This window comes from Eximiradius sp., from assembly GCA_937127445.1.
Classification (GTDB): domain Bacteria; phylum Bacteroidota; class Ignavibacteria; order Kapaibacteriales; family UBA2268; genus JAKIZO01.
The window spans coordinates 1-13,130 of sequence record CAKZLY010000024.1 but is presented as its reverse complement, the minus strand read 5'-3'; the positions used below and the strand labels follow the sequence as shown (position 1 = coordinate 13,130).

At 37.3% G+C, this 13,130-nt stretch carries 10 protein-coding genes; all 10 read right to left on the bottom strand.

Features of this window, described 5'->3' with window-relative positions; translation table 11 throughout:
• Positions 1 to 25: 25 nt before the first annotated feature.
• The gene (locus AC6QZF_RS07975; RefSeq protein WP_499799352.1) at positions 26 to 496 is read right to left on the bottom strand and encodes a bactofilin family protein; all 471 of its coding nucleotides are present in this window, start codon (positions 494 to 496) and stop codon (positions 26 to 28) included.
• Positions 497 to 765: 269 nt separating this feature from the next.
• Positions 766 to 1,038: a hypothetical protein gene (locus AC6QZF_RS07970; protein WP_499799351.1), complete on the bottom strand. Its 273-nt coding sequence runs from the start codon at positions 1,036 to 1,038 to the stop codon at positions 766 to 768.
• Between the two features lie 8 nt (positions 1,039 to 1,046).
• Positions 1,047 to 1,487 (bottom strand): hypothetical protein, encoded by a 441-nt coding sequence (locus AC6QZF_RS07965; protein ID WP_499799350.1) that lies wholly within the window; start codon positions 1,485 to 1,487, stop codon positions 1,047 to 1,049.
• Between the two features lie 25 nt (positions 1,488 to 1,512).
• On the bottom strand, positions 1,513 to 2,187 hold the full coding sequence (locus AC6QZF_RS07960; protein ID WP_499799349.1) for a hypothetical protein: 675 nt from the start codon (positions 2,185 to 2,187) through the stop codon (positions 1,513 to 1,515).
• Between the two features lie 44 nt (positions 2,188 to 2,231).
• Positions 2,232 to 2,528 carry a DUF4406 domain-containing protein gene (locus tag AC6QZF_RS07955; RefSeq protein ID WP_499799348.1) on the bottom strand — a complete coding sequence of 99 codons (297 nt, stop codon included), beginning with the start codon at positions 2,526 to 2,528 and terminating at the stop codon, positions 2,232 to 2,234.
• Entirely contained in the window at positions 2,521 to 2,778 is a 258-nt protein-coding gene (locus AC6QZF_RS07950; protein ID WP_499799347.1) for a hypothetical protein, read from the bottom strand. Before AC6QZF_RS07950 ends, AC6QZF_RS07955 begins: the two co-directional genes overlap by 8 nt.
• A gap of 102 nt (positions 2,779 to 2,880) precedes the next feature.
• On the bottom strand, positions 2,881 to 3,354 hold the full coding sequence (locus AC6QZF_RS07945) for a hypothetical protein (protein WP_499799346.1): 474 nt from the start codon (positions 3,352 to 3,354) through the stop codon (positions 2,881 to 2,883).
• Positions 3,329 to 4,021, bottom strand: a complete 693-nt coding sequence (locus AC6QZF_RS07940) for a hypothetical protein (protein ID WP_499799345.1) — start codon at positions 4,019 to 4,021, stop codon at positions 3,329 to 3,331. The genes AC6QZF_RS07945 and AC6QZF_RS07940 overlap by 26 nt, the downstream gene beginning before the upstream one ends.
• On the bottom strand, positions 4,018 to 12,507 hold the full coding sequence (locus tag AC6QZF_RS07935) for a hypothetical protein (protein WP_499799344.1): 8,490 nt from the start codon (positions 12,505 to 12,507) through the stop codon (positions 4,018 to 4,020). The genes AC6QZF_RS07940 and AC6QZF_RS07935 overlap by 4 nt, the downstream gene beginning before the upstream one ends.
• Before the next feature lie 14 nt (positions 12,508 to 12,521).
• On the bottom strand, positions 12,522 to 13,130 hold a 609-nt coding region (locus AC6QZF_RS07930), incomplete at its 5' end, for a hypothetical protein (protein WP_499799343.1).

Here is a 13,130-nt window from a genome sequence, read left to right as displayed (position 1 = left end):
TAATTGTTAAAATTGTGCTCGATGGCTATGCAAAGTATGCGGGCAATGGTGCATATATTTTACCTGTAATTTCTAAATCTCCGCTTACGTGAATCGGTGCGTCTGCGACCAAATTTACACATCTCAATTGGTCGCAGTAACATCTCCCTACTTTTACGTTGCCGGCGAGAATAGTCCCACCAACAGCAACGTTTCTGCCAACAACGTTTTCGGCGGTTATGCTGCCGCTCACTTTTATATTTTCTGCAGTAACGTCCACGCCGTCTACGTTAACGGCTATGATGCTATCAGCCGTTATATTTTGGTAGCATGTTAAATTGCCTTCGACAACCACATCGCCGCTGACGACTAAATCAATGCTGACGACTACATCGCCGTTGATTTTTAGATCGCCTTCGTATTTATAGCGGCCGTTTGTAAAGGTTAAACCTGCAAAGCTCTCGTCGATTGTTGTTTTCTTTTTCATTTTTTTTTCTCCAATTTGATTGTTAAACAAACATTAAAAAAGCAATCGATTGCATTACAAATATAATATTTATTTTACTTTTTTGCAAATTTTTTTTTGCATACAATTCGAGAGATAACAAAGCGGCAAGCAAAGCTGTGGACACATAATACTTTAGTTGCACTGACAAAATTAGCCTCTCGCGATGACAAACGCCCCAGCCTTATTAAGAGCGGGGACGTTCGTTTATTGAAGTGGCGATTATATTAAGCGAGGCTTATCTCGGATATTAACGCTGGTAAAACAGTAGGAGTGAGCTGTTAATCATTACCAATAATACTGTCGATTGCGTTTTGTATTTGGCGTTGATTTAAATTTTGTCTATATCGATGCGTTAGTTCATCTGTAATTTCCTGTTTGCTGTATCCTTTGTAAAGAAGGAACTCTATATCTTTCTCGATAACATCGCGATAATGTTGCAGGCGTATATCTTTCAACGCTGCTAATAAACTATTGGTGTCATTTCTGTTGTCCCTGTTATCCGCAATATCATCATATAAATGCCAATAGAGTTCATCAAAATCATTCATCATCAATCCTCCTATAAATGACTTATAATACCATATTCATACGCTAAATTTTTTGCTACTAAGTGAGCAAGATTTTCTTTGTTGTTTGGCAGCTGAATATAAAAACAAGCACTTGCCCTATATTCTGCTAATACGTTAGCAAGACTTATTGTGTTAATTTCGTCAGGTCTATAATTATTGTCTAACATAATATCTACACATTTATCTATTGGTAAAGTTAATGTCTTAAGGAATGCAATTGCATCATCGTAGTTATCAAAATATAAATCTTCATCTACTCTTATATCTTCATAAATATCTTTAATATCATCAAACAATTTTTTGCTTCCACCACAGTTAAACCAAGCAAATACAGCATTCTCTAAATCTTCGGGCTCATCATCGTATTGAAATTCTAATTTTCGTTCGATTCTACGAGCCATTTCGTTTAGAATATCTTCATAGGTTTTCATATTAATTCCCCTTATTAAATTATTTTTATTTGCTTACTAACGTATCGTGATATACAGCTTCGTTGTTAGCCCAGCGTAAAGCAAGCTTCACATCAATGATTAACCTAATGCAGTAATTATATAAATCCTCTCCAAGCTCTTTAAGCCACAATAGATGATTTTCTATCTCTTCGATTTTATCATCTGTGAACTGATCGCTCGTTGTCGCTCCAAGTTTTTTGCACCATAAAACTATACCTAAGATTTTCGTTTCGTATTCTATCCAAACGCTACGCTGGAATTTCAGACTCTTCCAGTCATCTTGTCGATGATGCTTTATTAGTGGATAGCTGACGTCGTCGTTGCTATCTATTTTATCTACATTCATCGCCTCGATTTTCCCCCACTCGACTGCCTCCCAGAAGTCGCATAGCAATCTGTATGCTGACGCGCTTAGTCTTCTTACTGAAGTAATGGCTCGCATACAGTGTGGCAATATATGCTGCAAAAACGTTTCCGCATCCATATACTGCTCAAAGAATGCATCGAGCGTAACATCGGCTATAGCGAGAGCATTTCTTAATTCGCTGTAAGCATTCTGGGTTACCCTCTCTGCCATATCGATGTTGCATATCATATTTGGCTGGCGTGGATGTAATTTTGACGGCACATCTAATGATGTGAGCACTGCATCGTGCTTTAAATTACTTTCCATACACATATGAACCTCTTTAAATTGTTTTAAATAATACATTATTTTTATTTCTATATGTCGCCTTCAAGATACAATGGTATCTTTAAGGCACGCGCTATATGCAATTCCAATAACCCACCAACAGATGAACTTACATCATTCATAACATAAACAGCGTCGCAATCAAGCATACTTTTGATACACATTTTCATCGCTGTCTCCCAATCCGTATCTGCGGGAACTAACTTTGTTGGATTGACAACAGTCTTGAAATGCTTCGCTAAATGCTCTTCTGCGTTAGCAAATTTCTTTTCTACATACTCTCTATCCAAACCAGATACCTTGCCTATTATATAAACGCTATTCATTTACTTGCTCCTTCTCGTTAGTTTTGTTGTACCGCTCTAATTCTTGCTGGTCAATAGCGCCTATGCGAATAAGTTGATTGATAAGTTCCGCTATCGCATTCATCTCTAATTTGTTCATTTTCGATTTGCGATATAACCTGTGATAAAATGTTTGCGTCTTTACTCCAATCTTATTGGCAAAAAACTTTAATGGAATTATCCTCCTAATACGAAGTATAAACTCTGAATTAATACTGTCTGGCGACACCATAAAACCTCCGTAGTTAATCAATAGAAATAAACGCAATGATTTGTTGCGAATATAAAATTTAAAATTACAATTTCAAAACTAAATTTGATTTGTGAATTAAATTTAATTTTTAACCCTATCATACAAAATATCGGAGTAACGTTTTACGAGTTTATCTTTAACGCCGTCTGTATATATTCTCAGTGTTTTGATTTTTAGCTTACTTGTTTCGCGTTTTACATGTAAAGCAAATAATACAACAAAAGCTGTTGCGACGAGTTGCCTGTTTGAAAATGGCAATAAGCCTGCTATGTATTTTAATTTATTATATAAAAACAATGATGTATTATCTAATGTGATGTATATCGGGTCTTCGCTCATCAAACGTAACCGCTGCGATATTCTGGTCAATCTCATTGGATATACAACATCGATGGATGCGATTGCCAAAGCAACAGCATGCTTCTTCGAAATTGTTACACCGAACTTTAAAAAATACCACTTGCGAATAATCTTTATGTATGCTGTAACAACAGGATGTAATGCCAATCTAAATTGTCGCTTCGCAGTATCATTTGTAAATGTTTTCGAACGCATTATCTAACTCCACTGCATATCCACAATATAGTTTCGCGACTAATTTCCAGTCTGGTTCTTCTATTTCATTTTTAATGCACTCGTTGCATATCGGTAGAGCAACCCTCTCAAATCCAAACTCATCAAGAAACTTTAATGTAAATCCTTCTTCTGGTGGTGGATAAGCTCCGCAAAATACGCATTCATTATATTTAATGTAATTCGTATCTCCTATTAATAAACTATCGGGTAATTTACTGCGAAAATGATTGAGCGACTTATTTGTTTTTTTTATTAGTTCCGCACGGTCATCAAAACCTAAACTGTTGGCTGTGTTGATAATATTTCTCAATGCATTGTTTAATGCTATCGTTGCATCACTTGTCTTTGGACTCTCGTTAAATAACGCCTTCTTTATTGCTGTAAGTGAACGAATGTTAGGATTCGCCTCAATGAAATGTTTAAACGCCACAACATCATTTTTAAAGTATGTTGCGATACGTTTACATAGCTGCAAGGTATTCACCTGACAGCCAATCATATCCGCTAATTGCGGAACGTTTAAATGTGAGTTCGATTCGTTTACAGCTTTACCTATCAAAAAATACGTAAGCAGTTTTTTAATGTAGCTTTGCTTTTCCAAGATGAGCGCCTCTGCAAGCCCATCAAGCACTACAAGATCTTTCATTCTTCCTCCTTCTTTTGTTTGCTGTATAATTTATACAATGCGTAATAAAATGGTCTATCTTGTTCCGGATAATTCATCAACATGGTTCCATCTGGTAAATACTCAGATAAATCAAGCTGGTCGTAGTCTTCTACTTTTGATGGGAACTCCACATCAAATCCTGACCTATTAAACATTTCATTTGCTAATTCTGTTCTCTTGGATGATAATATGTAATCTTCTATGTAATTATATAGCGATGCCTTTTTCCTCGCAAATGCTTTTGCGCCGGTTACGCCTGTATCATCTCGTGTCATTAATCCATAAATTTCTTTTAAATTTGACTTGATGAAGTTATCTAATAACTCTTTGTTGTGATTAATGGATTCCTTTACATCGTCAGATTTAATCACATTATTGTATTTATAGTAAAAATCATCTATTAGTTTCTCATCCTGCAATATCACTGTTATCGCTTCGTCAATGTCGCTACTCTCGTATTCCTGTTTGTTTGCGCCACTTAATAACTCGTTTACAAATTTACGCTTTCCACCTGAATTTAAATAAGCTAAGTTAGCAGAATTTGATGCTAAACGCGAGTAACGATTATGCAACGATTCTCCAAATAATCCTTCTTTTACCATTGTGCCAAAGTCATACTCTTCACCGGTTGGGTTGCCTTTTTTATCCATAGTCATGCCTACCGCATATTGTCGCCCTGCTTTGACAGCACGACCCAATGCAACAATACGTTTAGATAACACATCGAGTAATCCATCCGCACCATTTTCTAAAATATTAGGAATATCAGTAGCGAATGTTTCCGCAATAGCTCTCATCATAAATGGAGTTAATAGTTCGTACGCTGATATATCCATATGTAAATCTACATCCAGCAACGCTGATTTTATCCCATAACGTGCAGACTTTACTATCTTATCTATCGTCTCGTTACCGAAACCAGCATCGTAAAGCGCCTCTCTCAAATCGCCATCTAACTTGTCGATAGTCTTTTCATCACCACCACTTAATATATCATTTACTTTTAATGCATCGCATAGCCCTACTACAAACTCGACGCCACCCAACATCGATGCAACCACAACCTGAGATAATACGCCAGCAACCGCATTTCTTTTCGCAGTATTATCACTTGCTTTGATGGCATGCTTATACATATTACTAACTAACGCGAGATGATTTATAGTCGGCGATACAAGTGTTAAAAATGATCTTCCTAAAAATGGCACCTCCTTTATAACAAACTTTTCAACAGGAGTTCTGTATATAAAATCAAACATACCTTGCGTCTCTCCAACAAAGATAGCTGCCTTCTTTACAACCTGTGATATGTACCCGTCCTTAGTTAAACCAGACTTTTCGAATGGATTTGTATCAACGTACACCTGCGCAAAACTCATTGCCGTTTCATAACGATTAGATATCTCTGTTAGACGCATTAATGCGTATAGTTTGTCCTTAACCTTCGACACCTTACCCATTAAATTACTATATTCATCGTCCAACGACTTGACGGCTGTTGTTACTGGAATACCTTCTTCAATAATTCTTTTGCGAATGTCATCAAGTATATTTCCGTATATATTATCCGACTGTATGTTGCGTAAAAATTTCAATTCACCGCGTGGAGCAGTTACCATGCTTTTTACTATTTTAGGTAAATTGTTAATACCAAATTTGCGCACCAATTGTATGCTGGCAGTAGTAAAACCACCCAATTTATTTTTAATACCAGATAATGTATTCCAACCTAATGCACCAGCAGTCATTATGCTTTCTGTTACCTGCCAAGCGCGTTTAAATTTTGGCGACAATACTTTGTCTGCAAATGATTTACTCGCTGGCGAATACAGTAAATCACCATGCAATCCATCAAGAAATTCAGTGTATGTATTATTAATCCCAAGTGTCTTTGTTTCTAATATCTGTTTCTCAACAGCATTTTTTAAACTGCCATTTGCGTATTGTGATGATATGCGATTAACCATGCGTTGTATACCAGCATCCCACAAATCAATCCACCTATCGTCTTCATCTTTATATCCACGAGTGTTTTTAGTTTCGATTAAACTCTTTGATTTTGGCTTCAAGACATACGCGAATATATCTTCTAAGACTTGCGAGTCGATATTTTGCGTGTTCAATTTTTCTAACGCCTCTATCGTGTCATTGATTGTTTTTGTGGTGCCTTCATCAAATTCACTTGATGGAACAGACTCGTCTGCGGGTATTTCGCTTTTTAATTTGCTTAATTCTTCGATTAATTCTTTTTTGTTTATATTGTAATCAGCGGTTTTTCTTAATAAAGCAAAGAAGCGTCTTCGCATCGCAGCTGTAGTTTGCGCCACAAGCATTTCGATAGTTCGAACATTTAAGTCTTCTTTTACTTTTACGCGCCCTTTTATCTTGTTGCCATCGACATCTGTATATTCGATTTCCCATACGTTTGGATAGTCAGGAGAATCCAGAGGTTTAGCATTGTGCTTTTCTAACCAATCATTTAAATAAGCATTACGCTCCTTTGTATCTTTAAAGAATTTAAACAGATTAACTTTGTCGTCGTAAGATGATAAACGCTTTCCATTTGAATCTATCATATAAATTGATAAACCATAATCTCCTTTACTACGTTGATAAGTCCAACGTTCAGGCATGTAGTGCATTTGTGATGACATCAACACAAACTTGGTGTGCTCATCTATTGCAGACAGTTCATTTTTGAAGTTGTCAAGCTTCTTCTTTGTTATAGATAGACGGGCGTTTAATACTGCAAGCTCTTTATCGTTACTCAATATTTTTTCGGCAGCACGCAAATCTCTTAATATGCGTCCTGACGCCTTATTTTTTGTATCGATTAATTTTTGATATGCCTCTGTTTGTTTTATTGCTTCTATACGCTCTGCTATTTGAGCACGTATATCGTTAGCTTCAAGTTGAACAGCTGATAATTCTTGATTTATTTTTTCTGTGATTTGTACGGATTCTTCAATTGTGTATCCATATTTCTGTAATAAATTTGCATTGGCTTGATGTTCCGTGATTGCTTCGATTACTTTACGCTGTTGTTCGTAAACAACAATGGCATCGTCAAGCATTGAATCTGCAATTCCGTTAGCCTTCATTTTATTCTTTAAATATTCTGATGTATTTAATTCGCTTAACCTTATGCGCGATTCTTCTGGATTTAAATTCTTTTTAATATTAATAGCATCCGAAAATAAATCATCGTTCGTTTTAATTAATATTTCCTGTAATTCACTCTTTGATTTATCTCCTACTTTTTCTGCATAAAGACGATAAAAATGATCCAAAGCGGAAGTATAAGAGTCCTGAGCATTTCTTATTTGTTGCATAGCTTCATTGGCTTTTGTTTTGCCATTGTAGAATGCTGACTTCAACTCAATTACAGGTTCGGCATCACTTTGTATATGGTTAAGGGAGCGAAACAATGAAATCGTAGATTCTTCCGTATCCTTTCCAGCTACTTCGTATTGGTTATATTTATTAATTAATTTTTGTTGTTCACTTGGATTTTCTGCTTTACGCAACATATCAGCTTTGTATCGTTCAAATACTTTGTCGTTTGGTATTGGCTGGTCAATAAACATTTTAGATACACCAAGACGCTCCATCAATTTGGCGATCTTGCTATTTGGCTTCGTTTGAGCATATCTTGCTGCACCACGCATAACCAAAGCTGTCCCAGCAACTGCAGCCAATGTGCTTAATATATTACCTTCTTTTATTTCTTCATCGTCGTTTTGTTGATTGCCACTATACATCAATAAACCGATACCAGCAATTTCGTCGCTAAAACTTTTCAAGCTTGCTTTTATTGCGTTAGATTGTGGGACGGCAAATGTAGCTGTGAGACCCCTCGTTATTGCCTTATCCTTACTTACACCAAAGAAAACTTTACTTAATTCTTTATCGTTAAGCCCAAATGTATTTGCAAAGTTAGATAACTGCGGAGACCTAACAGTTGTCTTAAATGTAACTTTTAATTTGTCTCCATCTTTCCAAATACTAACATAATCATCCTCATAGCGTTCATTTCTACTAATCCAATCATCAAGTTTATTAATTACGTTTTCTTTTATTTGCGCCAGACTATTATAACCCTTTGATTTTAACTGTTGTTTTAAAAATCTTATACGCTCTTTCTTATCAAAAATTTGTTTACGTAACCGTTTAGAATGCTTGCTGTCTTTTGTTTTAGACATCGCATCTTCAAGCTGTAATATTTCGGAGTTTAGTTTGTTTACTTCAGCTTCTAAATCGAACTGTTCTTTTGATACGCGTTCTTTGCCTTGATTGCCACGTCTTGATTGTTGCGGCGCTTCCACTTGTTCTTCGTTAGTTTCGGTTTTAGATTTCCGTTTTTTCGGTTTGGTCGTTGCCTCGCTAAAATCTATGCCGTTATCTTTTAATAAATTATCTATCTCATTGATAGTATTTGACACATGGTCAATTAGTGCGAAAGCGTTTTGCATTTCAGTTTCATGCTCTGGTGTAATACTTGGCGTTTCCTGCTCGTTTGCGGTAACTTCGGTTTGTTGTATGGCTTGCTCCGGTTGCTGAGCATTGGCATCGGTCTGCTGTCGTGTCGCAACTCCTTCCTTTGTATCGTGCGTCTGCTCTGTATTCGCAATTTGTTGTCTGTCAGATGTGTTCTGCGATACAAAGCTTTGCTCGTTATTTTGTGGTATAATTGCATCTTCAGGTTTTGGCGTTGACGTGATATTTTCGCTTGGCGGTTCAATCTTGTCAGTGGCACCAGCAGTCGTTGGTTCCTCTATGACTGCTGGTGGTTGTTGTTGCGACGCGATGGGTTCTATTCCTTTTATGGCGGAATGACCTGTATTTACAGCTTCTTCCTGGTTGCTTATCGCCCCTTCTTGCGTATCACTTTTTTGTGATTCGCCGTATTCTTTTTTTTTTATTTCACCTTCTGGCACTGTTTCAGTTGGTGGCAACTCTTTTACTGCTGGCGACTCTGCAACAGATTGTGAAGTCTGCGGTTCTGTTGTGGCATCCAGATTGTTTTGTTCATTTATAGCGCTAACATTTTCATTGGTACTTAATTGTTGCCGTTCACTATCGACAGTTTGTGTTGAAGTTTCATCAGCCTTTATATCATCAATAATTTTACCAGTCAAATATTTATGTATCAAATCCGCTGTATCATCATATAAATCGTTAATTGCTTGATGATACGATTCTTTAACGTTTGATAACTCATTATTTAATAGTGTTTCGATTTTGCCCTTAATCGTTTTTGATAAACGTTTGTTGCCATCTAAATACTTGCGAAACGCATCCTGCAATCTATCATCATTCTTTGCGTAGAAGCGAATATCATTTACAATCTTTTGCGTGTTTGGATCTGTTATCTCACCATTCTTTATCGCATTCTCGAGATTAATAAACTCGTCTTTTGCTAATTGGGCTACTACATCTTTTGCGGATTCTATTTGTTTCGTTTTACTCATAAATACATATGCAACCTCTGGATGCGACGACACCATTTTCGCTGTTTCAGGGTCTATGTTTTTTATATCCTTTTGCTTTACTAATTGCTTTATTTTTGCTTTCATAAAAGCATCTTCCACTGCAATCACATTTGGGTCGTCCTGTTTTGTTTCTTCTGGCGCTGGCAATGCCTTCACAGTCTGCTCAACTGTTGTGATTTCTTGTGATTTCTTTGATAGTCTATCGGTCTTCTCCGTCCGTTTACTTGCTGTCGCAGTTTTTGTCTCTTGTGTTGTGTTTGATGGTAAATTGTTTAATTGCTCTGTCGCTGTTTCTTCACCTATTGGTTCTCCTTTTGTAGCTCCTTTAAGCGCAGGGTCTTCTACAACACCAAGACGACGATGCAAATCATCCTTGTTAATCATTAAACCGAATTCATTCGATAATTTATCGACTAATTCTCCATAAGTAATTTTGCCGTTTAATTGCATCGCCAAGACTTTTGCACGTTCCGTATTACTCCCCATGTTCGCAAAATCAACCGCAGACTTACCGCCAAGCAATTTGGATAACTTTGCGTTATACTGAGAATCTGAATACACAACACCACGTTGTAACGACTGCTCGTCTAACTCATCAAGCATGTTCTTCACAACGTACTGCATGTCACCTAATCCAGCAAGCTCACTAACAACATCCCCTTGCTGTTTAGCATCTAAAATGTTCAAACCGGGATCTTTGGTGATTGTTCGTGATGGCTCTTCACCATTTAAATGCTTTCCTACTCTATCTATAATTTCAGCATATGGTTTCCCAAATGGTTGCTCGCCAGTAACTCGATAGTATAAATTTAAGATACTGTTTGCTTTATTGCGAGCATTAGAAACTCTCTGATCAAGATGTTGGTCTATACGAGCATCACGATACTGATTTGCATATGTATTGTAAAATTCGTCTAAATCTTCTAATGTTAATTTTCTATCTGGAACTGTTGCCGACTTAACTACATCCGTTGGTTGTTGTGTTTCTGGTGTTGTATCACTCGTCTGTTCAGTTGGCTGTATTGTCGAAGTCTCGTCTGGCTTAACTTGGCTTGCTAAATTCTCTTCGATTTGATGATAAATACGCTCTACTGCATTTCTTGTTGCCTGACGCATTTCGTTCTTTTTAGCCTTTGTAGCAGTTAGCAACTCTGGGTTAATAAAACCAAGAACCTTTTTGTTCTTCGTGTTCGATTCGGCTGTGTATTTCTGGTCATATAAATTTAATATATCTTCTTTTGTGTAGCCACGTTTAACAAGGTTCTCTATGTAATTATATGTTTCTTCCGGATTTGATATGTGTCTTCTGTATAATGTATATAAAGATTGTTCATCTTCGGGTGATTTTATAATGCCTTTCCCATACGCATCTTTTATAGCGGTCTCGACATCCTGACTTGTAAACACGTTATCTTTGCTATCGTTAAAATAATTAATGAGATGATCCCCTGCGTCGCCACCCATTTTCTGCTTTTGGAACTCGAGAATTTTACGCAATCTTTGTTCATCTTTTGGCTTGCGAATTACATCACCCTGTTTAGCCTCTGTAATAGTTTTATCAATCCATTCTTTTGTAGGAATATCCCCACCTAATCTGTGAGTGCTAAGAGTCGCGAAATCATCAACTCGCTCGGCTCCCGGAGCAAAAAACCGGGACACAACATTTCGTAATGGCTTTCCTGTCTCTTTCGCTTGTTTCGCGCGATATGCACCACCTATACCCATTAATTCTGTAATGATATTGACTGCACCAACAGTGCCCAGATTCGCTAAATATTCTTTAAGAAAATCATTATACGCTTCATAGTCAAAACCTTGCTTGTTCATTTCCTTCGCAAACTGCTGCTTCGATGCCATAGCAGCAAATTGCGCATGTGCCGTTGGCATAGCAGCTATGGCTGTTTGTCTCGCCACTTCTTTTCCAGCAGTTTTCGCTACACCACGTATGCGGTTACCTGCATCGATTGCTTTATGCATCGCTTCGGCTGCTTTCATACCACTTTTAACACCGGCGATGTTGGCAGCAGTATTCAGAGCGGAGGACATTACCGCTCCGAATGGTTGCATTTCATCATCGTGCAACGTTTTTGCTAATTGTGGCACTTCCTGAATCGCACTTGTAGCTAAACCAACCTTCCATGCTTTATCCAACATTTGTGCGCCTAACTTAAATTTCCCAGCAACACTCAATGGAACAACAGCCTTCCCTATCTCACCAGCGATTTCGCCAGCTGTTCTGTAATCTTCATATTGCTTTGATTTAGCATGTGTTATGAATGGCGTATGCGTTGCTTCGTATCTTATAGATTTATCACCAAAAATATTGTTTACAGTTGTTAGCGGTGCTAACACACTTTTTTCAAGTCCTTGATTAAACGCTTCGAAAGCATCCCTTTTCCAATGTTTTGCTACTTCTGTTCTTGATTTTGAAGTGTATTGGTCAAATTTGTTTCTATCTACACCATTATATTTAAATACCTGAATGTTGCCCTTGTTATTTATTACGGCAATAGGCAATATTTCAGGTTCAACGTTCCCGTTAAATTCTCTTGTTCTGTATATCTTGTCTCCTTCAACTACTAATTTCCCATATTTAATTCCGATGCCAACCTTGTCTGGAGTAAAATCAGTTGGCGTTGCATATCTATACTGTAACGCCTTTTGTGGATCTATGCCGACCTGCAAATCTTTTTGCATACCTTCTTTGATTTTAGAGATATTTTTCTTGACTTCCCTTGGGTCTGGTTTGTATAACTTCTCCCACCAAGAACGCGGATCCGGTTCCTCCTCTTTTTGTTGAGTTGGCTGTTTCTTTGCAAGCTTTTTTTTATTCTTTTTGTCTAAGCCCTCGCTAATTACATCCCAAATAGGTTCATCACCATGATATGATGGTTGCCATCCATATGGCGATGGCGTTGGCTCATACGGATCTGGTGGTTGTACTATTTCAGGGTCAAGTCTTCTTACAGCCATTTCATCCCCCCAAATTATTTAGTTGCAGACTTAATTGTTAATCTTCCATTACGTCCCTTTGTTAGTGCTTCGGCTAACGATGTCATCATTACGTCTGTGAATATATAATGATATTCTCCAGCTGTAAGTCCAGCTCTTGGATTGAGGTTCGATTTCACTATTTGGCGTGTTATTGCTTCGTTGTTCTTCTTCATTGCATCTGTCATGTGATGCAAACCTGTTGTAGTTTGTTGTCCCATTAAGTTACTAATAGCTCCAGTTGCGATTAGTTGCAATTGATCGCGATTACCCTGACTACTCTGTAAATAATATTTGTTGATGTATGTATTACCATTGGCATCGACAACAATTGGGAATTTGGCGTTTTGTTTTAATATCGCATCGGTAACTACTTTGTCGTTTACTCTTGATGTTAATCCCATTGAGTCTGAAATTGCAACCATTGTCTTTTCGAGTACCTGAGGCAACGTAAGCTTTTCTTTTTTCTCCGACCACTGATTAGTCTTTGGATCAAAATCTCTGCTTATGAAATCATACTGCTGTGTAAATAATGGATCTAAACCTCTTTTTAAGTTTGGTTGCAATGCTGTTTTAGATTCACCAGCAAGTTTATCAAATGATTC